At 59.7% G+C, this 25870-nt stretch carries 24 protein-coding genes; 2 read left to right on the top strand and 22 right to left on the bottom strand.

All coding sequences use genetic code 11. The features are described 5' to 3' along the window. The first annotated feature begins 106 nt into the window (after positions 1-106). On the top strand, positions 107-862 hold the full coding sequence (locus AB3X55_00635) for a fumarylacetoacetate hydrolase family protein (protein ID MEX0502083.1): 756 nt from the start codon (positions 107-109) through the stop codon (positions 860-862). 91 nt (positions 863-953) lie between these two features. On the opposite strand, the gene AB3X55_00630 is transcribed toward AB3X55_00635, so the two are convergent. The 11 genes from AB3X55_00630 to AB3X55_00580 all read right to left on the bottom strand — a co-directional run bounded on the left by AB3X55_00630 (position 954) and on the right by AB3X55_00580 (position 14790). Further along, a complete protein-coding gene (locus AB3X55_00630; protein MEX0502082.1) occupies positions 954-2120 on the bottom strand; it encodes a MalY/PatB family protein in 1167 nt (388 codons plus the stop codon). 175 nt (positions 2121-2295) lie between these two features. Continuing rightward, on the bottom strand, positions 2296-3534 hold the full coding sequence (locus AB3X55_00625) for an aminotransferase class V-fold PLP-dependent enzyme (GenBank protein MEX0502081.1): 1239 nt from the start codon (positions 3532-3534) through the stop codon (positions 2296-2298). 35 nt (positions 3535-3569) lie between these two features. Then, a complete protein-coding gene (locus AB3X55_00620; GenBank protein MEX0502080.1) occupies positions 3570-4619 on the bottom strand; it encodes a proline racemase family protein in 1050 nt (349 codons plus the stop codon). Further along, the gene (locus AB3X55_00615) at positions 4616-6289 is read right to left on the bottom strand and encodes a thiamine pyrophosphate-dependent enzyme (protein ID MEX0502079.1); all 1674 of its coding nucleotides are present in this window, start codon (positions 6287-6289) and stop codon (positions 4616-4618) included. Before AB3X55_00615 ends, AB3X55_00620 begins: the two co-directional genes overlap by 4 nt. A gap of 39 nt (positions 6290-6328) precedes the next feature. Then, on the bottom strand, positions 6329-7516 hold the full coding sequence (locus AB3X55_00610) for an aromatic amino acid transaminase (protein MEX0502078.1): 1188 nt from the start codon (positions 7514-7516) through the stop codon (positions 6329-6331). A 143-nt stretch (positions 7517-7659) separates the two neighbouring features. Continuing rightward, positions 7660-8973, bottom strand: a complete 1314-nt coding sequence (locus AB3X55_00605; protein ID MEX0502077.1) for a branched-chain amino acid ABC transporter permease — start codon at positions 8971-8973, stop codon at positions 7660-7662. Next, positions 8970-9983, bottom strand: coding sequence for a branched-chain amino acid ABC transporter permease (locus AB3X55_00600; GenBank protein MEX0502076.1), 1014 nt, complete (start codon positions 9981-9983; stop codon positions 8970-8972). The genes AB3X55_00605 and AB3X55_00600 overlap by 4 nt, the downstream gene beginning before the upstream one ends. A gap of 1 nt (position 9984) precedes the next feature. Then, positions 9985-10689 carry an ABC transporter ATP-binding protein gene (locus tag AB3X55_00595; GenBank protein MEX0502075.1) on the bottom strand — a complete coding sequence of 235 codons (705 nt, stop codon included), beginning with the start codon at positions 10687-10689 and terminating at the stop codon, positions 9985-9987. Continuing rightward, positions 10686-11474, bottom strand: coding sequence for an ABC transporter ATP-binding protein (locus AB3X55_00590; protein ID MEX0502074.1), 789 nt, complete (start codon positions 11472-11474; stop codon positions 10686-10688). The genes AB3X55_00595 and AB3X55_00590 overlap by 4 nt, the downstream gene beginning before the upstream one ends. Positions 11475-11577: 103 nt before the next feature. After that, on the bottom strand, positions 11578-12759 hold the full coding sequence (locus tag AB3X55_00585) for an ABC transporter substrate-binding protein (GenBank protein MEX0502073.1): 1182 nt from the start codon (positions 12757-12759) through the stop codon (positions 11578-11580). A gap of 132 nt (positions 12760-12891) precedes the next feature. Beyond that, entirely contained in the window at positions 12892-14790 is a 1899-nt protein-coding gene (locus AB3X55_00580; GenBank protein MEX0502072.1) for an AMP-binding protein, read from the bottom strand. 203 nt (positions 14791-14993) lie between these two features. Between AB3X55_00580 and AB3X55_00575 the strand changes: the two genes are divergently transcribed. Beyond that, positions 14994-15386 carry a rhodanese-like domain-containing protein gene (locus AB3X55_00575; GenBank protein MEX0502071.1) on the top strand — a complete coding sequence of 131 codons (393 nt, stop codon included), beginning with the start codon at positions 14994-14996 and terminating at the stop codon, positions 15384-15386. A 66-nt stretch (positions 15387-15452) separates the two neighbouring features. On the opposite strand, the gene AB3X55_00570 is transcribed toward AB3X55_00575, so the two are convergent. The 11 genes from AB3X55_00570 to AB3X55_00520 are packed head-to-tail and all read right to left on the bottom strand — an operon-like array spanning position 15453 to position 25869. Next, on the bottom strand, positions 15453-16628 hold the full coding sequence (locus AB3X55_00570) for a serine hydrolase domain-containing protein (GenBank protein MEX0502070.1): 1176 nt from the start codon (positions 16626-16628) through the stop codon (positions 15453-15455). 25 nt (positions 16629-16653) lie between these two features. After that, on the bottom strand, positions 16654-17349 hold the full coding sequence (locus AB3X55_00565) for an RraA family protein (protein MEX0502069.1): 696 nt from the start codon (positions 17347-17349) through the stop codon (positions 16654-16656). Next, positions 17342-18046, bottom strand: coding sequence for an alpha/beta fold hydrolase (locus AB3X55_00560; protein ID MEX0502068.1), 705 nt, complete (start codon positions 18044-18046; stop codon positions 17342-17344). The genes AB3X55_00565 and AB3X55_00560 overlap by 8 nt, the downstream gene beginning before the upstream one ends. A gap of 8 nt (positions 18047-18054) precedes the next feature. After that, a complete protein-coding gene (locus AB3X55_00555; GenBank protein ID MEX0502067.1) occupies positions 18055-19188 on the bottom strand; it encodes a cobalamin-independent methionine synthase II family protein in 1134 nt (377 codons plus the stop codon). Continuing rightward, positions 19188-20189 (bottom strand): cupin domain-containing protein, encoded by a 1002-nt coding sequence (locus AB3X55_00550; GenBank protein MEX0502066.1) that lies wholly within the window; start codon positions 20187-20189, stop codon positions 19188-19190. Before AB3X55_00550 ends, AB3X55_00555 begins: the two co-directional genes overlap by 1 nt. A gap of 4 nt (positions 20190-20193) precedes the next feature. After that, positions 20194-21162, bottom strand: a complete 969-nt coding sequence (locus AB3X55_00545) for an ester cyclase (protein ID MEX0502065.1) — start codon at positions 21160-21162, stop codon at positions 20194-20196. Between the two features lie 4 nt (positions 21163-21166). Then, complete coding sequence (locus AB3X55_00540; GenBank protein ID MEX0502064.1) at positions 21167-22204, bottom strand: LacI family DNA-binding transcriptional regulator; 1038 nt, start codon at positions 22202-22204, stop codon at positions 21167-21169. After that, positions 22204-22971, bottom strand: a complete 768-nt coding sequence (locus AB3X55_00535; protein MEX0502063.1) for an SDR family NAD(P)-dependent oxidoreductase — start codon at positions 22969-22971, stop codon at positions 22204-22206. Before AB3X55_00535 ends, AB3X55_00540 begins: the two co-directional genes overlap by 1 nt. After that, a complete protein-coding gene (locus AB3X55_00530) occupies positions 22968-24014 on the bottom strand; it encodes an ester cyclase (GenBank protein ID MEX0502062.1) in 1047 nt (348 codons plus the stop codon). The genes AB3X55_00535 and AB3X55_00530 overlap by 4 nt, the downstream gene beginning before the upstream one ends. After that, complete coding sequence (gene hisD, locus AB3X55_00525) at positions 24011-25321, bottom strand: histidinol dehydrogenase (GenBank protein MEX0502061.1); 1311 nt, start codon at positions 25319-25321, stop codon at positions 24011-24013. The genes AB3X55_00530 and hisD overlap by 4 nt, the downstream gene beginning before the upstream one ends. Positions 25322-25332: 11 nt before the next feature. Beyond that, complete coding sequence (locus AB3X55_00520; protein MEX0502060.1) at positions 25333-25869, bottom strand: ester cyclase; 537 nt, start codon at positions 25867-25869, stop codon at positions 25333-25335. Position 25870: the final 1 nt, after the last annotated feature.

The following is a 25870-nucleotide window of genomic DNA, read 5'->3' as shown; positions in this document are numbered from 1 at the left end:
TGCGTAACGGCTGTGGGAATGCGCGGCAGTGTGACATGCAGTGTGACATGGCATGGCTGCAGGCTCTAGGTCTTTGTTGCGCCGGTCGGGCAGTCTCGGCTAGGTTATGCGCAGTCTGTATGCACCCTGCGACACCAGCAGCCATCGCACCCTGTTTCATGAGGATATCACCGTGACCAACTATCTGTTCCAGCCTCCCGCCCCCGCCGTTATTCCGATCTTTGGCAGTGACAAGCTGTTTCCGGTAAACCGGATCTTCTGCGTCGGGCGAAACTATGAGGCGCATGCCGCCGAAATGGGGGCTGTTGTCGACCGCGAGGCCCCCTTCTATTTCACCAAATCACCAACCACGCTTGTCATGGCCGAAGGTGAAATCGCCTATGCGCCGCGGACCGAGAACTATCATTACGAGATGGAACTTGTCTTTGCGCTGAAGAGCGGCGGGACGAACATTGCCGAAGCTGACGCGCTGTCGCATATCTTTGGCGCGGCTGCCGGCATCGACATGACACGGCGCGATCTCCAGAACAAGTCCAAGGAGACACGCCGCCCCTGGGATACATCAAAGGATGTCGAGCAGTCGGCTGTCGTCACCCCGCTTCGCCAGATGGCCGAGGTGCCGTCAGTTGGTGCCGGACGCATTCACCTCGAGCAGAATGGCGAAATCAAGCAGGACGCCGACCTGTCGCAGATGGTCTGGTCGGTTCCCGAGATCATCGCCGACCTATCGACCATGTACACATTGCGCGAAGGTGACGTTGTCTTCATGGGCACCCCGGCAGGTGTTGGCGCGGTCCAGCGCGGTGACGTGCTGACAGGCGGTGTTGACGGGATCGCCGATTTCGAGGTGAAAATCGTCTGAAACCATATAGCTGTCCATCGCGGACGGGCCATGCTGGATGGGCCATGCTGGATGGGCCATCACAAGATGGCCTGATCCGGGCGGCCGGGGTCTATTGCAGGTCTGAAAACGCCCCGGCAAGGCGCTGCATCGCTTCGGCGAGGAGTGCCTGTCTGCAGGCCAGATTGAAACGCATGCACAATTCCCCTTCCGGACCAAAGCTGTGCCCCTCGCTTGGCGCAAGTCCGGCCTGGCGCAGGCGCGCCGTGAATTCCTCGCGCGTCATGCCTGTACCTGCAAAATCCACCCAGGCAAGATAGGTTGCCTCAAGATCCATCACCGACAGGCCGGGAATGGCGGCAATCGACTCGGCAAACAGCCGCCGGTTCGTGTCGAGATAGGACAGCAGCGCATCAAGCCATTCATCACCGGATTCATAGGCGGCCTCGGCCATGATCATGCCGAAACGATTGTTCGTGATCGACATTGCGGCACGGGCCTTTGCCACACGAGTGCGCAATTCAGGGTTGGCAATCAATATGCTGCCTGTTTCGATGCCGGCAATGTTGAATGTCTTGCTTGTTGCCACCAGCGTAATCAGCCTGTCAGCGATTTCAGGCGCCACCTTTGCGGTGATGTGGTGCTTGTGGCCGGGCATGACCAGATCGTGATGCACCTCGTCGCTGACAAGAATGATGTCGTGGCGGTCACACAGATCGGCCAGCGCGCGAAGTTCATCAACTGCCCAGATCCGACCACCGGGGTTGTGCGGCGAACACAGGAACAGCAATCTTTCGGTGCCGGTAAGCATGCCCTCCAGCGCCTCCAGATCCATGTGGAACCTGTTGTCCCTGATGACAAGCGACGATTCCACAAGCTGTCTGTCATTGGCGTTGATAATGCGCGCAAAGGCGTGATAGACCGGCGAAAAGACGATAACGCCATCACCCGGCACCGAACAGGACTGGATGATCATCGCCAGCGCGTTGACCAGACCATGTGTCTGAAGCGCCCATTCAGGGTCGATATCCCAATCATGACGACGTTTCATCCACGCCACCATGGCAGCGCGGAAGCTGGCATCATTCCCGTAATAGCCATGAACACCGTGATCGACCATGCGCTGGAGCGCGGCGTTGATTGGCGGTGCGGCGCGAAAATCCATATCGGCAACCCACAGGGGGATGCCGGTATCCGCAGGCACGCCATAACGGTCCATACCGTCCCACTTCTGGGAATGGGTGCCTCGGCGATCGATCACTTCGTCAAAATCAAACATTGGCGGTCTATTCCTGTGGCCAGTCTATCCCTGTGGCCAGTCTATCCCTGGCCGGTGCTATTGCATGTGCGTGCCAGACAAGCGTCACGATACGTTTACAGACACCGCTTAGCCAGCCATATCTCAATGCCGGGGAAAGGCAGCGCGAAAACCGCTGCGCGAAGACAGGACCAGCTTACAGGCAGGCGTCAAGCCCATCCATCAGCTGTCTGACCTCGGCATCCGTCGTGTAATGAACAAAACTCAGGCGCAGCACACCGGCCTCGGCATCACACCCCATCGCACCAATTGTCCGAAGCGCATAGAAATCACCGGCCCCGGCCATCACGCCATGCCCGGCAAGCGCCTCGGCGATCGCCGCAGCCGGGCGGGCGGTGTCGAGGGCCACCGTCGGCACCCGCCCGGTATCGCCCCCCACATCACCACGTCCCAGGATCCGTGCATCATTGCGACTGCCAAGAAATTCCAGCAGCGGGGCCAATGTCCGGTCTTCATGCGCGCGCTGCATCGCTGTGACCAGACGCGCCCGCTCCGCCGGGCCAGCATCACCACCGATATGATGGTCATAAAGCGCGTCGACATAATCCGCCATGCCGGCGGCGGCGGCCACCTGCGCGTGGTCCGGACCCGCCGGCGTAAACCGCTTGGTCCGCGACCCGGCATTGAAGAAATGCGCCTGATTGGCCAGCCTGTCGGCAAGCCCGCGTCGGACCACCATGATACCCTGATGCGGCCCATAGGTCTTGTAGCTCGAAAACAGATAGATGTCGGTGCCAAGCGCGCCGATGTCGGGGAACCCGTGCGGTGCCATGCTGACCCCGTCGACACAGGTGACAGCACCGGCGGCATGCGCCATCTTCACGATCCGGGACACCGGGTTTTCCTGCCCGACAATGTTCGAACAATGCGGAAAACAGACAAGTTTCACCCGTCCGTCAAGAAGCTCGGCAAGACGGTCGGTTTCCAGCTGGCCAGTTTCGGCATCGACATGCCATTCACGGATTTCCATGCCGCGTGATGCAAGCCGCCGCCACGCCCCGCTATTGGCCTCATGATCCTGATCGGTCACGATCACAACATCACCTGACGCCAAAGTCTCGGCAAAAGCCTGTGCCAACACATATGTGTTCTGGCTGGTCGAGGGACCGAAGCCGAGTTCATCTGTCTCGACATTCAACATCGCGGCCAGCCGCGACCGGGCTTCATCCATTTCATCGCCGCCGGCCCGACTGGCAGCATAGGGGGCATATGGCTGGACCTTGCGCTGGGTATAGAACCTGTGCAGCCGGTCAATGACCTGACGGCATGTGTAGGATCCGCCGGCATTCTCGAAAAACGCCTGCCCGGCCAATGTCGGCTCGGAAAAGGCCGGAAACTGGCTGCGGACAAACTCGATATCCAGATGGGGGGTCATGTATCCTGCTCCGTTCGCAAATTCATTCCGGTCCGTCATGGCCAGTTGAGGCTGCCGGCATCCGGTCCCCAGACATCGCTTATGGCATAGCCGTCAGCAAAGATATCACCCGGATCACAATCGATCACGGTCTCGCCAAACCGCCAGCCACGCCCGCTGATCCGTGGCAGCACCGCCGGCCGACCGGCAACCTCACCGGTGCCAGTCAGGGTGACATCAAATTGTGAACCGATGACCGAACATGTTGTGATGGTCTCGCCAACCGCGATGGCCCCGCGTGCATAGAGCGCCGCAAGATGCGCCGAAGACCCTGTTCCGCAAGGGCTTCGATCAAGTCGTCCAGGTGGCATGATGGTGGCGGTGCGCGTTTCACCGGATGACAGCAGCTGGCGAAACATCACATAGGCAATGCTGCTGATGGCCGGGATCTGCGGATGGATGATATCATGCGCGTTGTTGAATTCCTGCTTCAATGCCATGCCGATTTCGGCAAGCCGCGCCGCGTGTCCGGGTAGAATGTCCAGACCCACCTGCCCGACATCGACAAGCGCGTAAAACACCCCGCCATAACAGATATCCGCGCTGATCCGGCCCCACTGGTCCGAGTCCAGCGGAACATCCAACGCCTCGACAAAGGCCGGTACCATATCGAGATGCACCCGTTCGCACTTGCCATTCCGGCATTCTGCGCGGGCTGTCACCAGGCCAGCGGCTGTTTCCAGTGTCACCACCGTTTCCGGTTCGCGCATCTCGACCCTGCCGGTTTCAAGCAATGCCGTTGTCACGCAGATGCTGTTCGATCCGGAACTGGCATGCGCGCGGTCCGGCTGCAGGATGATGAAGGCGGCGTCGGCACGGGGGTCAACCGGAGGCATCAGAAGATTGACCGAACAGGCGGGATTGCCGCGCGGCGCCAGCATCAGATGACGACGAAGCCAGCCGTCACCTGAATTCAGGAAAGCCAGCCGGTCGGCAATCGTCGCGCCGGGAATAGCAGGCAGACCGTCGGTTACGACATAGCCGAGTTCGCCTTCGGCATGGACATTGATCATGCGGATTGCGGGCCTGTCCGGCAGGATGGTCATTCCGTTGCCGCAGCACGAAGGGCGCTGATCGTCGTGCGCGGCGAAATGGCTTCGGTCGCGGTGACAATCTCGACAATCGCGCCGGATGGGGCAGCGCAGGCACGCTCCCAAGCGGCTGTGAATTCCTCGGTCCTAATCACCCGCTCACCATGAAACCCATAGGCGGCGGCGATGGCCATGTAATCAGGATTGACGATTTCGGTTCCTGAAACGCGGGTTGGATAATGCCGCTCCTGATGCATCCTGATGGTGCCATAGCTGCTGTTGTTGATGATCAGGATAACCGGGTTCAGCCCGGATTGCAGGGCGGTGCCAAGCTCGGTACCATTCATCTGGAAATCACCGTCGCCGGCAAAGCACAGCACAAATCGCGACGGGTCATGCACCTTTGCCGCCAGCGCCGCCGGAAGCCCGAATCCCATTGATCCACTCTGCGGACCAAGCAGGCGTTGGTCGCGGCCATAGGTCAGAAACTTGTTCGGCCAGATCGAGAAATTTCCAGCCCCGTGGGTGACAATGGCATCCGCCGGAAGCATCTTCTGTATCTGCGCGGTAATGACCCCCATATCCACATCGCCAGGCTGGGCCGGTGGCGTCAAAGACGCCAGATAATCGGCGCGGGCCGCCTCGTACCACGCGGTTCTGGTCGAACTGTCGGCAAGGGTGATCGTCGCCAGTGCAGCAGCCATTGCGTTCGGCCCGGCATGGATCGGCAGGTCGGGCGTATAGATTTTACCGATCTCCCCATCCGATGCGTGGCTGTGAATCAGTGTTGCAGCCATCCGCGGCGCGGTGAACAGGCTGTAGCCATCCGTCGTCAACTCACCAAAGCGAATATTCACCGCGAGGATCAGATCAGCCTCGCGAAGCAGCGTCTTCATATAGCCATTCATCGCCACACCGGCATCCCCGACATAGGCGGCGCAGCCATTGTCGATGATGTCATGGAACCGGAAAGCGGCGACCACGGGAACATCATTCGCAGTGGCAAAGCCTTCCATCGCGCGGGCAGCCTTGTCGGTCCAGCGGGTGCCGCCAAGCAGGATCACCGGACGTTCGGCCGCGTCCAGTCTGGCCTTGATCGCGGCCACATCGGATGCCGAGGGTGACGGTTCGGGAATAACCACCGGCCCACAGGGCAGCGCTTCAGATGTCGCGACAAGCATGTCCTCGGGAAGCGCCACCACGACCGGGCCGGGCCGACCACTGAGCGCCACCGTCCAGGCCCGGCTCATGATCTCGGGAACCCGGTCGACATGATCGATTTCCACCGCCCATTTCGCCAGCGGCGTGAAAAAGGCGGCATAATCCACTTCCTGAAATGCCTCGCGGCCCTTCACATCGGTTCCAACCTGACCGACAAACAGGATCATCGGCACTGAATCCTGCATCGCGGTGTGAATGCCAACAGTGGCGTTGGTTGCCCCGGGGCCGCGCGTAACGAAACACAACCCGGGCGCGCCTGTCAGCTTGCCCCACGCCGCCGCCATGTAGGCCGCGCCGCCTTCCTGTCGGCACAGGACAAGGTCAAAGGCGCTGGCATGGTCAACCATTGCATCGAGGACAGCCAGATAGGATTCGCCCGGCACGCCGAAACCGCGGGTCGCACCAAGGCCGACAAGGCTGTCCATCAACAGCTGGCCACCTGTTCTGAGCCGTACCTGTGTCACCTGCCTGCCCTCCTCTGTGCCGCAAACTGGGCTTGCGACCTAGGCCGCCAGCACCTTGGCAACTGCCGCGGCAAACGGCTCATACCGTCCGCCAGACAGGCCGGCGATATTGATCCGGCTGTCACCGACAACATACATGGCGTGTTTTTCACGAAGTACCTCGACGCTGTCCTTGTCCAGTCCGAGCCGCGAGAACATCCCACGATGTGTGGCGATGAAATCGAACCTGTCGGTATTGCACTGGCGGCGAAGTTCATCGGCCAGATTCTGGCGGATCGTCAGCATGGTGTCCCGCATGTCGGCAAGCTCTGTTTCCCATTCGGCACGAAGCGTCGGATCACCAAGGATGATCGCCACAAGCGCCGCGCCATGATCAGGCGCGAACGAGTAATTCAGCCTGTTGAGAACAGCCAGATTGCGGCTGACGACATCATGCTGGGCGGCGGTCTCGCAGATCGCCATCGCACAGCCCACACGATCGCGATACAGGCCGAAATTCTTTGAACATGATGCCGCGATCAGCATTTCAGGAACACGGGACGCCATCGCCCGCAGGCCGGCAGCATCTGCATCCAGCCCATCGCCAAACCCCTGATAGGCGATGTCGACAAACGGTATCGCACCCTTGGCCAGAAGCAGGTCCGTCACCGCGTCCCATTGCGAGGCGTCGAGATTGGCCCCTGTCGGGTTGTGACAGCAGCCGTGAAGCATGACCACATCCTGTGGCTTTACATCGGCAAGATCGCGCATCATCGCGTCGAAATCGACGGTGCTGGTCGCGCTGTCGAAATAGCTGTAGCTGCGCATCGGCATGCCCATATGTTTGGCAATGCCTATGTGTGACGGCCAGGTCGGATCGCTGAGCCACAATGTCGCCTCGCCATTGATCTTCTTGATCGTTTCATAGAGCTGGCGAATGGCACCTGTGCCACCCGGGGTCTGGATTGTTGCCACCCGGTCGGCCGGTACGGAATCGCCAAGAACAAGTTCACGCATGCTGTCACGAAAGGCCTCGTCACCACCAAGCCCCTTGTAGGTTTTGGTGGTCTGGCTGTTGTGAAGGACGATTTCGGCCTTTTTTACCGCGCTCATGATCGGCGTGTTGCCGGCAGCATCCTTGAAAACACCGACCCCAAGGTCGATTTTGCCGTCCCGCGTGTCGGCGGCGAACAGCTGGCCGAGGCCAAGAATGGGATCTGGAGGAACAGGCTGGAACTTCTCGAGCATGGTACGACCTTTCAGTAACGAGATGCGCCGATGATATCGACGGCAAAACCGCCAGTGATATCAGAGCCTCTGTTTAGGGCATTCGACGGGTGGCTGGCAAGCCTGACGGAAACCAGATGGTGCATCCGACGCGGCCTGGCCGATCAGCGTTTGACTTCGGGGATCAGTCCGCGCGGCGCAAAGCGCAACACCAGCAGCAGCACCAGACCCATCGTCAGCAGACGCATATGCGCGGCGCTCTCGATCAGATGAAGCCGCAGCCAGTGGTCGGCCGCAAGGCCTGATGTCAACGCCCCCATGAGCCACAGCCCGATCGGCTCGGCCTCGATCCAGAAGAACCAGATGATGAATCCACCCAGCACTGCGCCCCAGTTATTGCCCGACCCTCCGATGATCACCATGACCCAGATCAGGAAGGTGAATCGCAGAGGCTGATAGGTTGGCGGATTGAACTGTCCATCGAGCGTCGTCAGCATGGCCCCGGCAATACCAACCACCGCCGAACCAAGGATGAATACCTGCAAATGCCGGCTGGTGACATTCTTGCCCATCGCCGCGGCGGCCGTTTCATTGTCCCGTATGGCACGCATCATCCGTCCCCAGGGCGAACGAAGCGCCACCTCGGACAGGTACAGCACGATCAGCAGCACCACCGAAAACAGACCGGCATAGCAGAGCTTCACAGTGATCGAGGCGGCCGTTTCGGCGCTCATGTTCAGGCCATCGGCCCATGACTGGAAGGCCGGGGATTGTTTCAGGTCAATCTCATAGGGAACCGGGCGCGGCAGACCGGTGACATTCTTCACACCGCGGGTCAGCCATTCCTCGAATTTCAGGAAATAGATGATGATCTCGGAGATGCCGAGTGTGGCAATGGCAAGATAGTCGGAACGAAGGCCAAGCGAGATCTTGCCGACCACCCATGCCGCGCCGGCGGCAAATATGCCCCCGACAATCCACGAGAAAATGATCGGCATTCCAAGCCCGCCAAGGAACCCGGCTGTGGCAACATCAACAGCCTCGATGGCCTCGACCGCCGGATCGATGACCGCCCGCATCATGATATAGCCGACAAGCACAACGATACCTGTCAGCCAATAGCGCCGACGTCCTAGATGCGTTGTCCGGCGCCAGGTTGATACACCTGCCACCACCGTCACCAGCGCCGCCACAAGTCCGCCGAAAATACCAGCGCCGCCAGCCTGCCATGCGCCGGCCACCGGCGGCACCGATACCAGCATCGCGGCCAGTCCGCCAAGTGCCGCAAACCCCATGGTCCCGACATTGAACAGACCGGCATAGCCCCACTGGATATTCACCCCGAGCGCCATAATGGCCGAAATGATGCACATGTTGAGCAATGTCAGCGACACGTCCCAGCTCTGCACAAACCCGACGATGGCGAACAGCAGCGCCATGACGGCGAAAAGCCCCAGATTTCTGCCAACAGCACTCATAGCGATTTTCCACTGAAGATGCCGGTTGGCTTGACCAGCAAGACGATCACCAGGATGACGAATGACACGGCAAATTTATAATCCGTCGACAGGAACTGGACCAATGTTTCAGGTGCCATCGAATTGGGCAGTATATAGGTCACCACCCGTTTGTAGGCGAAGGTGACCAAAAGCTCGGAAAAGGCGATGACAAACCCGCCGGCAATCGCGCCGATCGGGTTGCCGACACCGCCGACGATTGCCGCGGCAAAAATCGGCAGCAGCAGTTGCAGATAGACAAAGGGTTTGAAGCTCTTGTCCAGCCCGTACAGGGTGCCGGCAATGGTCGCCAGCACAGCTGTCATGATCCAGGCAATCATCACCACCCGGTCGGGATTGATCCCCGACAACAGCGCCAGATCCTCGTTGTCTGAAAAGGCACGCATGGATTTGCCGGTGCGGGTCCGGTTCAGGAACCAGAACACGGCGGCAACCGTCACTATGGCGGTGACGACCGTGACCGCCTGCGTCGTCTTGATGGCAAGTCCTTCGTTCAGCCCGGTCAACTGCTTGAATTCGCGCGCCTTCATGATAAAGCGCTGGCCATCGGCGAATACCTGGTCGCGGGGACCGATTACAAACCTGATCAACCCGTTATAGACGAACATCACACCAACCGAGACAATCAGATAGATCACCCCGGACGCCTTTTGACGACGGTAATAGCGATAGACCAGCCGGTCGGTGACAAGACACAGGATGATCGCCGCAAAAATACCGACAGGAAGCGCCAGCAACGCCGTTGGCAACGGCCCAAACCCGATGCCGGCGGCCTGCAGGCCCCATGTCGCGAGGATCACGAACATGGTGCCGATCGCCATTGTTTCGCCATGCGCGAAATTGGAAAAACGCAGCACCGCATAGACAAGCGTTACACCAAGCGCGCCAAGCGCCAGCTGACTGCCATAGGCAAGGCCGGGCACAAGGACAAAATTGGCCAGAATGACGAGGGCGTTCAGGACATCACTCATATCACCCTCCCAGAAACGCGCGCCGGACTTCAGGGTCGGCCATCAGCGCGGCACCCGTGTCGGTATAGGCATTGCGTCCCTGCACCAGAACATAGCCGCGATCGGCAATGTTGAGCGCCTGTTTCGCATTCTGTTCGACCATCAGAATGGCGATGCCGGTTTGCGCCACCTCGATGATGCGGTCGAACAGCTCGTCCATCACGATTGGCGACACACCGGCTGTCGGTTCATCCAGCATCAGGATTTTCGGCTGCGTCATCAGCGCCCGGCCAACCGCCACCTGCTGGCGCTGACCGCCGGACAGTTCTCCTGCCGGTTGGGCGCGTTTTTCATACAGGATGGGAAACAGATCAAACACCTGCTGCATCGTCGCCGCAATGTCGTCACGGCGGATGAATGCCCCCATTTCCAGATTTTCCTCAACCGTCATGCTGGTGAAGACATTGTTTGTCTGCGGCACGAACCCCATGCCACGCAGAACACGTTCCTGGGGCTTCAGGCGCGAGATATCCTCGCCTTCCAGCAATACCTGTCCCTCGCGAAGTCCCAGCATACCGAACATGGCCTTCATGGCTGTCGATTTGCCGGCCCCGTTCGGACCGACAACAACGGCAATTTCACCAGGCTCAACACCGATTGTGCATCCATGCAGGATATCGGCGCCCCCATAGCCGCACACCATGTCCTCGCCAATCAGGAAACTCATGATGCGACTCCCGACCGTGGCCGGTTCTTCAGCCCTGTGCCGAGATAGGCCTCGATGACCTCTTCATTGGCGCGCACCTCTGTGGCCGTGCCGGTGGCAAGCACACCACCTTCGGCCATCACGATGACCGGATCACACAGGCGCGAAATAAAGTCCATGTCATGTTCGATCATGCAGAAGGTGTAGCCGCGCTCGCGGTTCAGCCGCAGGATCGCATCGCCAATCGTCCGCAGCAGCGTCCTGTTCACACCCGCGCCAACCTCGTCGAGAAACACGATCTTGGCATCGACCATCATCGTGCGGCCAAGCTCCAGCAGCTTTTTCTGTCCCCCCGACAGATTGCCGGCCAGTTCATCGGCAACGTGGCTGATTTCAAGGAATTCGATCACCTCGTCGGCCTTGCGGCGAAGCTCTGCTTCCTCTGCACGGACCCTGGCCGGGCGAAGCCACGCATCAACAAGCCGTTCCCCGGACTGGTCGCCTGGCACCAGCATCAGATTCTCACGAACGGTCAGGGTCGAAAATTCATGCGCAATCTGGAATGTTCGCAGCATGCCTTTAGCAAACAGGTCGTGTGGCGGCAGACCGGTAATGTCCGCGCCATCAAGAAGCACCCGTCCGGATGTTGGCGCGTGAAGCCCGGCAATGACATTGAACAGGGTTGTCTTGCCAGCGCCGTTGGGGCCGATCAGCCCGGTGATCGATCCCGGCGCGATCGACAGCGACACGTTGTTGACGGCCCTGATGCCTCCAAAATGCTTGGAAAGGTTTTCAACGACAATCATGCGGCACCGCCACAGCTATCAGGCAAACAGATATTCAAGACAATAACCATCAAAGAAAAACGGCCCGGATGTGATATCCGGGCCGTCTGTTTATGTCTGGACCCTAGCGATAGCCAACGGTGGTGTTCTTACCACCGTCGATCAGGATCTCGGCATAGCTACCTGCCGATTCGCCAGAACCGATCAGTTCCACAGCCGAAGCGCCGACATAGTCGACGTCACCGCCATTGGCGATGATCTTCAGCGCCTTGCCAAGCTCACCGGGGAAGATCTTTTCGCCCGGTGCGTTGGCAACCATCATGACCTTTTCCTTGTAGACAGCGGCGTCGGTTGAACCGGCAGCCTGCATGGCCATGATCAGAAGCGCAGCAGCGTCATAGGATTCAGCCGTGAACGGACCGTTGGTGAAACCGGCAGCCTTGGCCATGTCGTCAAGCATGGTTGCACCCGGGCTATCTGTGCCCGGAAGGGTGCCGATGGATCCATTCAGGTCGGGACCAATGGCTTGTGGCAGTGCGTCGCCAATCATGCCGTCCGGCAGGAAGAACGAATCAAACGCACCGGTGTCGAGCGACGACTGGATGATCATCTTGCCGCCCTGGTCGAGATAACCGGCCACAACCAGCATGTCACCGCCAGCCTGCGACAGTGCCGCAACTTCGGCGCTGTAGTCACCCTTGCCTTCTTCGTGCGCCGCGTTGATGGTCACGCCGCCGCCAAGCTTTTCATAGTTCATCTGGATGCTGTCAGCCAGACCCTTGCCGTAGTCATTGTTGGTGTAGGTGATGGCAACGGACTTGATGCCCTTTTCCATCAGCATTTCAGCAACGACCTGGCCCTGACGGGCGTCGGACGGCGCGGTGCGGAAGAACAGACCCGCATCCTCGAGAGTCGACAGCGCAGGCGATGTTGCAGATGGTGAAATCATCGCAACGCCCTTGGCCATGGCCACATTCTGCAGGGTGGCGATGGTCACGCCGGAACAATCGGCACCCATGATGCCGCTGACACCGTCAGATGTGATCAGACGCTCGGCCGCGGCTGTGGCCGCTGCTGCGTCAACACAGGTCGAATCGCCCCGGACAGGGGTAACCGAGCTGCCATTCATGAAAGCACCGGATTCGGTGGCTTCCTTCATGGCGAGTTCAGCGCCAGCCGCCATGTCAGGCGTCAGCGATTCAATGGGACCGGTGAAGCCCAGCAAAACGCCGATCTTCACGTCTGCAGCCAGTGCAGGTGTCGCGACTAGCGCCGACGCCATGGCAGCAATAAGCAATCTCTTCATCAGAACCTCCAGAAGTGATGAGAATACCGAGAGGGGAGTAAAGGACAGGTCAGTACCAAATGGCAAGCAAGAATCCGTCTCTTTCGGGCGACATAACGACCCTGAAAGCCTGACTCAGCCTGCGGAGGGACGTTATGTCCGTTTTGGATAGCCCAACGTTTTCAGCGCGGCAGCGATTTCATCAAGAATGACAGGGTCGTCGATTGTCGCCGGCATGCTCCATTCCACACCGTCGGCGATTTTTGCCATGGTGCCGCGCAGCACCTTTCCAGACCGGGTTTTCGGCAGCCGGTCGATGGTCACGACCAGATTGAACGCCGAGACACGCCCCACCCGCGATTTCACCAGATCGATGGCTTCGGCACATACCTGATCGACCGGCCTGTCACAATTGGGATAGAGGCAGATCAGTCCCAGCGGCAATTGCCCCTTCAGATCATCGGCGACACCGATCACCGCACATTCCGCAACATCCGGATGTTCGGCCAGCACCTCTTCAAGCTGGCCTGTCGACAGCCTGTGGCCCGCCACATTGATGACATCGTCGGTGCGCGCCATGATGTAAAGATAGCCGTCATCATCCTTGTAGCCGGCATCACCGGTCTCGTAATAACCCGGAAAGGTCGTCAGATATTTCTCGATGAAGGCGTGATCGGCGCCCCAGATCGTTGGCAGGCAGGATGGCGGCAATGGCAGCTTGATGCCAATGGCACCGAGCTGGTTCGCCGCCTGCACCGTGCCATCTTCGCCAAGAATGTCGATCTCGTACCCCGGCATCGGAACCGATGGCGAGCCAAGCTTTACCGGCAAGGTCTCGATACCCACCGGATTGGCGCAGATCGACCAGCCTGTTTCGGTCTGCCACCAGTGATCGATCACCGGCACGCCAAGCTTGTCCTGCGCCCATATGATGGTGTCTGGATCGGCCCGCTCTCCGGCAAGGAACAGATGTGTCAGCGACGAGGTATCATAATCGTTCAGAAACGCGCCATCAGGGTCGGCGCGCTTGATCGCCCGGAACGCCGTCGGCGCGGTGAACAGAATCTTGACGCCATGATCCTGGATCACCCGCCAGAACACACCGGCATCCGGCGTGCCGATTGGCTTGCCCTCGAACAATACTGTGGTGCATCCCGCGATCAGCGGCGCGTAGACGATATAGGAATGACCGACAACCCAGCCGATATCCGACGCCGCCCAATAGACATCACCGGGCTGGACATCATAGATGTTCGGCATCGACCATTGCAGCGCCACCGCATGGCCACCATTGTCACGCACCACGCCCTTTGGCTGGCCCGTCGTTCCGGATGTGTAGAGGATATATAGCGGGTCGGTCGCCCTGACCGGCACCGGTGCCAGTTCTTCGACGCCTTCATGGGCGGCGTGCCATTCCAGATCGCGGCCCGCGACAAGATCGGCGCGCAATGCCTCACGCTGATAGATGACGCAGTTGTCGGGCTTGTGGCTTGACAGCTCTATGGCCTCATCAAGCAACGGTTTATAGGCGACAATGCGGTTCGGCTCGTGACCGCAGGAGGCGCTGATGATGGCCTTTGGCGCGGCATCATCGATCCGCTTGGCAAGTTCGGCGGCGGCAAATCCGCCAAACACCACCGAATGCACCGCGCCGATGCGCGCACAGCCCAGCATGGCCACCGCCGCCTCGGGGATCATCGGCATATAGATAATGACACGGTCGCCGGCACCGACACCAAGCCTTTGCAACATGCCGGCAAAACGCGCCGTGGCGATCTGAAGCTCGGCATAGGTCAGTGATGACGCCTTGCCGGTAATCGGCGAGTCATAGATCACCGCCTTCTGGTCGCCGCGTCCGGCGGCAACATGCCTGTCGACGGCATTGTAGCAGGTGTTCATTTCACCATCTGGAAACCAGCGATGAAATGGCGGGGTCGATGAATCCAGCGCCCGGGTCGGCATCCTGTACCAGTCTATGGCCCCGGCCGCGTCCATCCAGAATGCCGCGACATCATCCCGCGCGCTTTCGTAAACGTCCCGATACCCCGTCATGATTTTGCCCCCTTGTGTGACGCTGGCCTGCGCCAGACAGAATATATTAGCCACAAATTCAGGACCGACAAAAGCCCCGCAAATGTCGTCATCAACGCATCTTCACAAGTCCGTGAAAGCGCAGTGCATATCCCGCGCATGCCTTGGTCGGGGCGGTATCTGCCGTTATCCTGCGCAGCTGAAACCAACGCCAAGGGAAAGCAATGCCAGTTACCCAGCATGTCTCCGAGATGGTTGCCTCGGCACGAATGATGATTGAGTCAATCAGTGTGACCGAGGCGGCAGAATTGCAGACCAATGATGCCGCCATCCTGATCGATCTTCGTGATATACGGGAATTGCAGCAGGCGGGAATCATCCCCGACGCCTTTCATGCCCCCCGGGGCATGCTTGAATTCTGGGCTGATCCGCAAAGCCCCTACCACAAATCGATATTTCATACCGATGGTAAACTGATCCTGTTCTGCGCGTCCGGTTTGCGTTCGGCACTGGCGGTTCGCACACTCCAGGATATGGGCATGGGCAATGTTCTCGACATGAGTGGCGGATTCACGGAATGGAAGATGCAGGGGCTTCCGACCGATATGCTGGCCTGACGCCGTGGCACGCAAGCGTGCGCCTCTTCACCCCAACGTCTTCACCCCGCATTTCACCCCCGATGTTTACCCAAGCGCCCGCGCCGTGGCCTGCAACATCGAGACAAGTCCCGGCCTGTTATCGGGATCGACAGGGGCATCCTGTGACGCCAGATGCACGATCACAACCTCGCGCGCCGGGTTGATCCACAGCCATTGGCCATGAATGCCGATGCCACAGACTTCATCATCCGACAGACCTGTCTGGTACCATTTGGACCGGTAGCAGCCATTCGGGAAATGCCGCGGCCCGTCACTTTGCGCCATCCAGGCGCGGCGTGTGTCACAGCTCCGTAGATCGGTGATCCAGCTTTCCGGAACGATCTGAGATGCCCCGACCGCCCCGCCACACCGAACCATCTCACCAAGGCGGGCCAGATCGCGTGCGGTGACACAAATTCCGCCGGCGACGCGCGGAGCGCCAAAGGTATCGAGTGTAATATATCCCTCATGGGAAAGACCGGCAGGTTGCATCAGATACTGCGACATCAGGCTGGCGAACCGGTCACCGGCGGCGCGTTCGACAATCCAGCCAAGAAGATCGCTGTGCGGTGAACAATAATGGAATCTGCGACCATGCGCGCCATCCGATGCCGGAAGCCGGGCCAGGAAATTGCGCAGCCCTTCGCTTGCTTCACCTTCTTCGGGCGGGTTCCAGGCGGCGGCCTTGCGATAGGCCATGAAGATGCCGTCCTCATCCAGATATTCCTCGCTGAATGCCGAGGCAACCGTCATGTCCAGAACATGACGCAAGGTTGCACCGTCATAGGCGCTGCCCTTTGTTTCGGGCAGGTAATGCGCGACCTCGCGATCCGCGTCCAACACCCCCTCGCCGACCAGCGTGCCGACAAGAAGGGCCATCAGCGATTTCGATATGGAAAAGATGATGTGCTGTCTGTCAGGCGCGCCCCAGCCGCCATACCACTCATGGACAAGCCGTCCACGATGCAGAACGACAAACCCGTCAGTTGCGTTGGATTCCAGACAGGTGGCAAGGCTGGTTGCCTGATCATCAACCGTCAGCCCGGACAGATCCTGCCGTGCTTCCGGCAGTGATGCGGGGACAGGGGCTGGCGGCATTGGCGCGGTCGGCAGCAATTGCCGTACATGTGAAAATGACCAGCGGCAGACACCGGGTGCCCGCCAGTCGGCGACCGTCACCTGACTTTCCGGCGGCGGCGGCGCACCCTGCATGAGTTTCATCACATCGCGCATTGTGGCTGGCCCTTCAGGTCCGCGCCTGTTCAAAGGCGGCCCAGGCGGCCTCGAACTCGGCAAAATTCATCGGTCCCTTGCGTGCCGGTTCGAGAATGCAGCGCTCGGCGCGGAACAGTGTTTCGATGGCGGCAGCAAGATCACCAACCACATCAGGCGGAATGACCAGCGCCCCATGCCGGTCGGCATGGACCAGATCACCCTCGGCGATGTCGAGGTCGAACACACTTGCGCCAGCGGCATAGTCAACAATATGGACAAAGGCATGGCTTGGCCCGATCGACCCGGCGATGACGGGAAACCCATCGGGGAGATCCCCCAGATCGCGCATCACACCGTTGGTCAGCGCGCCGGCAATTCCGAGCGCCTTATGCACCGTTGTGTTCACCTCGCCCCAATAGGCACCGACAGCATACGGATAATCAATATCCTCGACCACGGCAATCGCCGGACCTTCGGCCTCAGACATATGCCGGTAATAGCCAAGCCGTCTTGTTCGCACCTCGTCAGCCGGATCCGATGATGGTGCCTGCGCCGCGATCCGCGCGGTGCGCGCATAGCCGACAATGGCACCGGCCTCCGGCGCCGATGACAGGACCGTGCCGCGTGTGAAGGCGCTGAAACCCCGTTGTCCCTGTGCCGTTTCGATGGCGTTGCAGACAGTGGGGGTGTCGACCGAGCGAAGCAGTGTCAAAAGGGCGTCATCCATGCGTTTCCTCCAGAAGGTCGTGAAGCGCCTGTGTTACCTCGTCAGGCTTTTCGATGGTCGGCAGATGCCCTGCATCCTCGACGATACAAAGCCTTGCATGCGGGATCATGTCCAGCATGGCCTCGTGACGTGAAACGGGGCAGAGAGTGTCATGTCGTCCGCACAGGATCAGCGTCGGGCAGGTCACCTGCCGCAGCGTCTGACTGTAATCGGGTCGGTCACGAAGCGCCAGTGATTGACGGATGAATGCCTGCGGGCCAACCGACAGCGCCATGTCCAGACACAGATCGCGAAGCGCGCGGCTATCCGCCAGATGCGTGAAATAGGCTGGCTTCATCTCGTCACGCATGATGGTTTCAAGCTGCCCCTCGCGCACAGCCTCTATCTGCGGGCCACGTCTGCGTCTGACCTCATCACGCTCGGCAAAGGGATTGGTGTCGATCAGCGCCAGATGCGAGACACGCGCCGGTGCTTGCCGCATGATTTCCATCGCAAGAATGCCGCCCATCGACACACCACCGAGCGCAAAGCGCGGAGGAAGATCGGCAAGAATATCCGCCGCCAAGGCATCCATGCTGTCCGCCATGCCATAGTCCGGAATGATGATCTGCCGGTCCTGTCCTAGACCCGCCAGCTGAGGCGCGAACAGGCGATCATCGCACATCATTCCGGGAAGCAGGGCCAGTGGCAGATTCATGGCGGCGGTCAGAGCCTGCCGCTGGCCAGCGCCGCACCCTCGGCAAGCGTTGCAAGCTTGGCATAGGCGATATCGGGGTCAACGGCACCAAAACCGGCAAAGGTGCCGAACCCGCAATCCGACCCTGCAATGACGCGATCCGCTCCGACAATGTCAACAAAACGGGCGAGGCGCTGTGCCACCAGCTCGGGATGCTCGACAAAATTCGTGGTGGTGTCGACAACGCCCGGCACCAGCACCTTGTCATCCGGAATTTCGCTCGCCCGGTCACGGAAGACAGTCCATTCATGGGCGTGCCGGGGGTTTGATGTTTCAAACAGCACATAACGCGCACGGGTCCGCATCAGGGTCGGAAACACCTTGTCCATGTCGATATCACAGACATGAGGCCCTTCATAATTGCCCCAGCAGATATGCACCCGCACCTGTGCCGGATCGATGTCCCGAAGCGCGTGGTTGAGAGCTTCGACATGCATGTTGGCAACAGCAATGAATTCATCATCGCTGAGGTCGGCAAACAGCATGTGACGCGACAAGGCCAGATCGGGGCAATCCAGCTGCAAATCCAGCCCGGCGGCAACGATGGTTTCATATTCGGCCTTCATGGCATCGGCCAGCGCCGCCAGATAGGCCTCGCGTGTCTTGTAATACTGGTTCTGAAGGAACAACGAGATCACCCCGGGCGAGGCGGCGTTCATAAAGCCGCGTTCCAGCCCCTGCGCCGCCATCGCCGCCTTGAGATTGTCGATATCCGCCTGCAGCTCGCCCTGGCCTTTCGATCGCACCTCACCCGTACACATCGGGCGCGCATATTGCGGGGTGCCTCCATCATTGGCCAGCCTTTCAAGAAAGCCGGGAAACAGCTTCAGATCACCGGGGGCGTTGCGCGGGCTGTCCCCCGAAAAGCCGGTGTAGCGGTCCTTGACATAGGTGGCGTAGGAGATTTTCGAGGTTTCACCATCCGAGACGATATCGATCCCCGCCGCGGCCTGGCGGCGCACCGTTTCGGCGCAGGCAGCTGCCATGCAGGACTGAAAGGCCGCATCGTCATATGTCTCGCCGCGTTCGCGTGCGAAGATAAAATCCACCACCTCCTGGGTGCGTGGAAGCGAGCCCACATGGCTTGTCAGGATCTCTGTCATCAGCCTCTCCCCCGGCGAAGCACCGCCGGCAATTCATGAAAATCGCTTGTCGGGCCAGGCGCATCATCAGTGGTGATGACGCGGAACAGGCTGGCCTCGCCGCTCATCGACGGTGCCAGTGTCACGGTCTGATGCGGTGGAATCGCACAGACATCACCCGGCCCAAGGCTTGCCTGCCCACCATCCCATGTGACACGCCAATGGCCGCGCATGATCATCAGAACCTCGTGACGGGCGGTTGTGTAGGGTGCGTCGTCAATACTGCCATCGCGAAGCAGTTCCAGGCGAAATCCGGGCCGGTCACGCAGCATCCCGTCAGCCGCGATAACCTGCGCCGGCTGTCCGGCCGCCATCGCCATCATGTCCCAGTAGCGGGCGACAAAACGCGGCACGAATTCCGCTGCCGAAACAACAGGAAACTGCGCCATCTCGGCATCGGTCAGGGTCGGCATCGGCCCGACACCCTCTGGCAGGCTTGCCCCTGTCTTGCTGTCATAAAGGGCACCGTTTTCGCCAAGGACAAGACCATGCGCGCCAGCTTCCCTGATCACCTGTGGCGCCCAGACAACACCGCCGCCGGAATCATCGCCGCCAAGGACAGCCATGATCATTCCATAGTCGGTGCCGATATTTTCAAAGCCCCGAAAGATACCCGTCGGGATGTTGATTAGATCGCCTTCCTCAAGCACAACCTCGCCATCATCGCCGGATGCGCCCCAGAAAAAGCGCCACCGCCCCGACAGCACAAAAAACACCTCGGCGGTACGGTGTGCGTGGAGCGAGTTGCGGCATTTCGGTGGCTGACCCGCCGCGCCGATGTTGAAACCCGGCGTGTCGGCGATATGCACATGCTGGTCAGCCGATTCCGAAACACCACCCCCAATGATGGTGAAGTTTTCTTTCCTGTCGCTTCCGGGTGTGTGCGCGTCGATAAAGGCGGTGCGGCATGGCACCAGATCACCGTACCGGACAATGCGCTGGTTCAGATCAATGGCGTTCATGTCTCTACCCCGTCTTCATGACGATCTGTTTCCAGATCGCCGTTTCGTCAAAAAGCACATATTCCCGGCGCAATCCTCGCGGACCGAATTCGGCATGGCTGATCCCCATCACATATACCTCGACACCCGAAGGCGCGCCAAAGCTTCCCCATCCGTCATGCAGGCCATGAAGCCCCCAGCGGATCGCAGCACGCGGCGGCATGTCCGGATCATCGCGACCAATCTGATGTTCAATGGTGAAGGTGGCGTTGGGAAAACTGGCCCGAAGCCCCATCCAGAAGCGGTCGGCGGCATCATGGCCATGTGCGGTTGTGCCGCCAGGAAGTTCCAGCTGGCAGGCAGGGTCGTAACAGGCCGGGATTGCCGCCATGTCAGCCCCCATCATCCGGGTCAGGATATCGGCATAGGCCGCGCCCCATTGATTGTCATTGCCCCGCCCCTTGTAGGGGCCCGGTATATCAATGGCCGGCGTAAAGGGGGGCGTGCAGTGTTCGATACCGCCCTCGCGATCAATCAGGTCAGCCGCATAGGCCTTCGGATCCCAGCCAAGCTGGCGGACAATGGCACCCTGATCACGGATCAGCCATTCATCATTGATCTGATTGTTGATGGCATGGCAATCGGCAATGATCCGATAGACCAGCTTCTGGCCGGTGGCGTTGCCATATACCCCGTCTCCGGCATGGGTGGCGGTTGACAGAACTCGATGCGAGGACAGCATTCCCTCTTCCGGTGAACCCGACCAGATCACATCCTCGCCAAGAAGCCGGCGATCTGGAAATTCGGCAAGGGTTGCCATGGTGGCCGCGATCACACCCTGATTGCCACTGACAACCGAGCCGGGTGAGCGTACCGGGATGTCAGCTGCGTAGTAATCATGCAGCGTAGCGAGCCCGCGGCCTTCCCAGATTTCGGCAGTTATCCCCAGAATGTAATCAGGGAAATCCTTCCACTTCGGATCGAAACCCTTCATTGCCCTACTCCCTTTCCGACTCTGCCACAGGCGTTTCCGGCCGACGCGCGGATCCGCGAACAATCAATCTGGCGTCCACCTGAACACGTTGAGGCGCACCGTCTCCATTCTCGATTTTGTCGACAAGCGCGGCGACTGTCGCATCCACCATTCGCCCGGATGGCTGGCGCACTGTTGTCAGATCAAAACTTGGCCAGGCGGCAAGTTGCACATCGTCAAACCCGACGACCGAGACATCTTCGGGAATCCGAAGATTCAGCCGATGCCGCAATACATCCATCACCGCAAAGGCCATATGGTCGTTGGCAACGAAGACGGCGTCTGGCCGATCAACCGACGAGAACATCTCCAGCGCCGCCTCGGCCGCCATGTCGGACTGGAAATTGCCAACACCGCGCGCGAACAGATCACGGCCATGCGCCGCCAGACCGGCCTTGAAACCGGCCTCGCGGTCACGCTGTGTCGAGGCACCTTCCCAGCCTGCGATATAGGCAATCCGCTGATGCCCACCAGCAACCAGGAAATTGGCCAGCTCGCGGCCACCCCCGAAATTGTCCGATGTGACGGTGGAAAACCGGTCATCCTTCTGGGCGCGGTTGAACAGCACCACCGGAATGCCGGCCGCATCGCATTGCTCGGCAAGTGACGATGAAATGGCCACCGAGGCGAGAACGATCCCATCGACCTGATAATCCAGAATTTCCTGCAATACCGCATCGATATTGCCAGCTGTCTGCTGGGCCATGAAAACAAGCACATGATAGCCCTGTGCCTGCAGGCGGGTTGACAGTTTTTCCAGAATTTCCGGATAGAACTGATTGTCGAGATAGGCCACCACCAGACCGATCAGGCGCGATTTCCCGGTGATCATCGTGCGTGCCAGCACATTCGGGCGATAGCCAAGTTCTTCTGCCGAGGCACGGACACGATCCGTCATTTCCCGCGACACCGACGCACCGGGGGTGAATACCCGGCTGACGGCCGACTGGCTGACGCCGGCATGGCGGGCCACATCAAGGGATGTCGCTGTTTCTCGTGCCATCAGTCCGCTGTCCACCCCCCGTCGATCAACAGGGCCGTTCCGGTGATCAATGCCGCGGCATCGGAGGCAAGAAAATTCACCGCGCCCATGATGTCCTCGACCTCGCCGACGCGGCCAAGCTTGATCTTCTCCTCGATCCAGCGCACGCGTTCGGGGCGGGCGAATGTCTGTTCGGTAAGCGGTGTTCGCACAAAGGTCGGGCAGATGGTGTTCACCCGTATCCCGTGCGGACCGAATTCAATGGCCATTGCCTTGGTAAAGCCTTCGACAGCGTGCTTCGACCCGCAATAGACAGCCCTGTCAATGCCGCCAACAACGGCCATCTGGCTGGATATGGTGATGATGGAACCTGGGCGGCCATCGGCTATCATTGCCCTGGCAACGGCCTGAGCGGCGAAATAGGCACCACGCAGATTGACATTCATCACCGCGTCGAAATCGGCAGGATCGGTGTCAACCACAGGCGAATGGCGGGCAAGTCCTGCGCTGTTGACGAAGATGTCCAGCGGGCGAAGCGATTCAACCGACGCCGCCATCGAGTCGATGTCGGCAATGTCGCCGACCATCACCTCAACCGTGTGGCCAGCGGCCCGCATCGCCGCGGCGACATCATCAAGCTGCGCACGCCGCCGTGCCATGATGATGACATGTGCGCCCGCCTCGGCAAGCGCCACCGCGCAGCCAAGACCGATACCGGACGATCCACCTGTTACAAGCGCCCGTCGGCCAGCAAGCGAAAAGGAGGGCGTTGAGGGAAGCGTGGTCATGCCGCGCCTCCTGGCGAGAGCGGCATCCCGCGTGCCTTGTTGAATTCCCGCATTCGCCCGAACACATCCACACCAATCTGGTCATACACGTGGAGCAGGTCGACAAGCACCCAGTTCTCGCGGATCACGCCATTTTCAAGCCGCCAGAAATCAAGGCTTCGCATGGTTATTTCCTTGCCGAGCGGCGGCAGCCCCAGCCAGCCATCATGGCTGATTGTCTGGATCATGTTTGGCCAGCCGGTCACACCGACATAGTCGTTGTCGCCGATGAAATGATAAGTCACCTGATCCACCTTGCTGCCACGGTCGGGCATCGCCTTCAGGAACGGGATCTGGTGCCAGTTGCGAAATCCCTCGATGCCGCGCCCAGTGCCGATCCCGGCTGGCCCATACCAGTTCATCCGTGGATGCCAGAAGCGCGGCATCTCCATCACTTCCGGTCCACCTTCCCGCGGATGGCGTTTCATATGTGTCAGCATATCGACAATCAGCCCGCAGCTTGCCGCGCTCGCCGCCTCATCCCGCACCGGCCTCACCAGACCGTCACCGCTCGCCGGACCGGGAACACAGAATTCGCGTCCAAGCGACGGCACCAGCGGCCAGGCGTTGGCCTGCATCATGACCTCGGGAATGTCCCACAGCGCCTGATAGCCGGCCACCTGCCCATTCTCGATCCGGTAGAATTCATGAAAGCGCATATGCGCCAGATGGCCGGTTGGCGGAATATCGAGAAACGGCGAGGCAAAGGTGCCGATGAAATGCCCGCCACAGCCAACCCAGTCGGCGCCATGATGATCACGACCGGCCATCACCAGCCAGTCACGGCGCTCGACATCCGGCCAGGCTTTCTTCAGCACCGCCAGAGCCTGGTCATGAAAGTCCTGCGGCACCATCATATCCCCAAAGGGATGCGCCAGCCGGAACAGGGCGTCATCTGCCACCACCGCATCGAGCGCGCGCCGCAGATCATCCTCTGCCCAGTCATATTGCGCCGCAAGAAGCGGCCGCAACGTTGCGATATTTGCGGCGTGGGATGACATCATTCGGCCGCCTCGCCATAGGGTATGTTTTTGCCACCATAGCGGCGGACCCTGACATTGCACTGCTCGGCATGACCGACAAACCCTTCAAGCATGCACAGACGGGATCCATATTCCCCGATCAGGGTCGCGGCCTCGTCGGTCACGACCTTTTGATAGCTGTGTGTTTTCAGATATTTACCAACCCACAGGCCACCTGTATACCGGCCAGCCTTTTTCGTCGGCAGCGTATGGTTGGTGCCAATTACCTTGTCACCATTCGCCACATTGGTGCGCGCGCCGAGGAACAACGCCCCATAACATGTCATGTTGTCGAGGAACCAGTCATCACGGTCGGTCATCACCTGCACATGTTCCGAAGCCACATCATCGGCCACGCTGAGCATTTCATCATAGGTGTCACAGACGATCACCTCGCCATAGTCGCGCCAGCTGACAGCTGCCGTCTCGGCTGTCGGCAGGATCGCAAGCAGCCTGTCGATCTCGGCAAGCGTGTCATTCGCCAGCGTCTCGGAATTGGTCAGCAGGACAGCAGGTGAATTGTAGCCATGTTCAGCCTGACCAAGCAGATCGGTGGCGCAGATTTCTGCATCAACCGTGTCATCGGCAATGACCATCGTTTCAGTTGGTCCGGCGAACAGATCAATCCCGACGCGACCGAAAAGCTGGCGTTTCGCTTCGGCGACAAAGGCATTGCCGGGCCCGACAAGCATATGCACCGGTTCAATCGTTTCGGTGCCAATGGCCATTGCGCCGACGGCCTGGATGCCGCCAAGGGCGTAGATCTCATGCGCGCCGCCAAGATGCATGGCGGCGATCACCGCCGGATTTGGCTGGCCTTCGAATGGCGGGGTGGTGGCAACGATGCGCGGCACCCCGGCCACCGCAGCGGTCAGGACCGACATATGCGCTGACGCCACCATTGGAAATTTACCGGCAGGAACATAGCACCCGACCGATTGCACAGGGATGTTACGATGCCCCAGAATGACACCGGGCATCGTTTCCACCTCGACATCGGTCATCGAGGCACGCTGGATCTCGGCAAAGGCACGGATCTGGTCCTGGGCAAAACGTATGTCATCCAGATCACGCTGCGATACCTGCGAGATCAATTCGTCAATCTCGTCCTGCGTCAGCCGAAAGCTTGCCGGTGAAAAATTGTCGAACTTTTCCGCCAGCTCGCGGACCGCCGCATCGCCCCGCGCCTCGATCTCGGCCAGTGCCGCCTCGACAACGGCGCGGACCTTGGCATCATCTTCGGATCTTTCTTCCTGCGGCTTGCCTGTCTTCAGATATCGTATTGCCATGAACAGCTCCGCTAGCTACTGCGCTCGGGACGTGGTGCCGGCCGCTCGCCACGATCGAACGCTTCCCATCCCTCGCCATTGAAAACATCGACGCCAAGCTGCGCCATCACATGGGGAAAATCGACCATGACCCAATTGTCGGCGATCTTGCCATCGACAACCTTCCAGAAATCCATATAGCGGATCTCAACCGTCTTGCCGGTTGGCTCAACACCCATGAAAACACCGGAATGAACAGCTTCCTGTCGCCCAAAAGCGGCCGCCCATTCACCCATATAGAGGCGTGCCTCGTCGATACAGACCTTGTCCGAGAACGCCGCCTGAAAGGGACGCTGCCAGTTATCCTGAAATTCCTTCAGGCCGGTCTTGGTGCCGCATCCGGTATTGCCCATCCAGCGGAACCCTTCGGCAAAGAAATCGCCAATATCGTCGATCCGGTGGTCATTCAGCCCGTCGACCATGCCTTCGATGACGCGCCTTGTGTCATCGGTCTTGGTCATGTCGGTGTCGCGCGTCAGCGATGCCTGTTCGGGACGGGTGCCAACCATG

The organism is Alphaproteobacteria bacterium LSUCC0719 (assembly GCA_040839025.1).
Classification (GTDB): domain Bacteria; phylum Pseudomonadota; class Alphaproteobacteria; order Puniceispirillales; family Puniceispirillaceae; genus UBA8309.
Note: the sequence above shows the minus strand (reverse complement) of the source record. Positions and strands in the feature narration are given on the sequence as shown.

Excerpts from the sequence above, each read along its gene's own strand:
- AB3X55_00635 (MEX0502083.1), top strand. The coding sequence starts at position 107 with ATGCGCAGTCTGTATGCACCCTGCGACACCAGCAGCCATCGCACCCTG.
- AB3X55_00630 (MEX0502082.1), bottom strand. The coding sequence starts at position 2,120 with ATGTTTGATTTTGACGAAGTGATCGATCGCCGAGGCACCCATTCCCAG.
- AB3X55_00625 (MEX0502081.1), bottom strand. The coding sequence starts at position 3,534 with ATGACCCCCCATCTGGATATCGAGTTTGTCCGCAGCCAGTTTCCGGCC.
- AB3X55_00620 (MEX0502080.1), bottom strand. The coding sequence starts at position 4,619 with ATGACCATCCTGCCGGACAGGCCCGCAATCCGCATGATCAATGTCCAT.
- AB3X55_00610 (MEX0502078.1), bottom strand. The coding sequence starts at position 7,516 with ATGCTCGAGAAGTTCCAGCCTGTTCCTCCAGATCCCATTCTTGGCCTC.
- AB3X55_00605 (MEX0502077.1), bottom strand. The coding sequence starts at position 8,973 with ATGAGTGCTGTTGGCAGAAATCTGGGGCTTTTCGCCGTCATGGCGCTG.
- AB3X55_00600 (MEX0502076.1), bottom strand. The coding sequence starts at position 9,983 with ATGAGTGATGTCCTGAACGCCCTCGTCATTCTGGCCAATTTTGTCCTT.
- AB3X55_00595 (MEX0502075.1), bottom strand. The coding sequence starts at position 10,689 with ATGAGTTTCCTGATTGGCGAGGACATGGTGTGCGGCTATGGGGGCGCC.
- AB3X55_00590 (MEX0502074.1), bottom strand. The coding sequence starts at position 11,474 with ATGATTGTCGTTGAAAACCTTTCCAAGCATTTTGGAGGCATCAGGGCC.
- AB3X55_00585 (MEX0502073.1), bottom strand. The coding sequence starts at position 12,759 with ATGAAGAGATTGCTTATTGCTGCCATGGCGTCGGCGCTAGTCGCGACA.
- AB3X55_00580 (MEX0502072.1), bottom strand. The coding sequence starts at position 14,790 with ATGACGGGGTATCGGGACGTTTACGAAAGCGCGCGGGATGATGTCGCG.
- AB3X55_00575 (MEX0502071.1), top strand. The coding sequence starts at position 14,994 with ATGCCAGTTACCCAGCATGTCTCCGAGATGGTTGCCTCGGCACGAATG.
- AB3X55_00570 (MEX0502070.1), bottom strand. The coding sequence starts at position 16,628 with ATGAAACTCATGCAGGGTGCGCCGCCGCCGCCGGAAAGTCAGGTGACG.
- AB3X55_00565 (MEX0502069.1), bottom strand. The coding sequence starts at position 17,349 with ATGGATGACGCCCTTTTGACACTGCTTCGCTCGGTCGACACCCCCACT.
- AB3X55_00560 (MEX0502068.1), bottom strand. The coding sequence starts at position 18,046 with ATGAATCTGCCACTGGCCCTGCTTCCCGGAATGATGTGCGATGATCGC.
- AB3X55_00555 (MEX0502067.1), bottom strand. The coding sequence starts at position 19,188 with ATGACAGAGATCCTGACAAGCCATGTGGGCTCGCTTCCACGCACCCAG.
- AB3X55_00550 (MEX0502066.1), bottom strand. The coding sequence starts at position 20,189 with ATGAACGCCATTGATCTGAACCAGCGCATTGTCCGGTACGGTGATCTG.
- AB3X55_00545 (MEX0502065.1), bottom strand. The coding sequence starts at position 21,162 with ATGAAGGGTTTCGATCCGAAGTGGAAGGATTTCCCTGATTACATTCTG.
- AB3X55_00540 (MEX0502064.1), bottom strand. The coding sequence starts at position 22,204 with ATGGCACGAGAAACAGCGACATCCCTTGATGTGGCCCGCCATGCCGGC.
- AB3X55_00535 (MEX0502063.1), bottom strand. The coding sequence starts at position 22,971 with ATGACCACGCTTCCCTCAACGCCCTCCTTTTCGCTTGCTGGCCGACGG.
- AB3X55_00530 (MEX0502062.1), bottom strand. The coding sequence starts at position 24,014 with ATGATGTCATCCCACGCCGCAAATATCGCAACGTTGCGGCCGCTTCTT.
- hisD (MEX0502061.1), bottom strand. The coding sequence starts at position 25,321 with ATGGCAATACGATATCTGAAGACAGGCAAGCCGCAGGAAGAAAGATCC.
- AB3X55_00520 (MEX0502060.1), bottom strand. The coding sequence starts at position 25,869 with ATGGTTGGCACCCGTCCCGAACAGGCATCGCTGACGCGCGACACCGAC.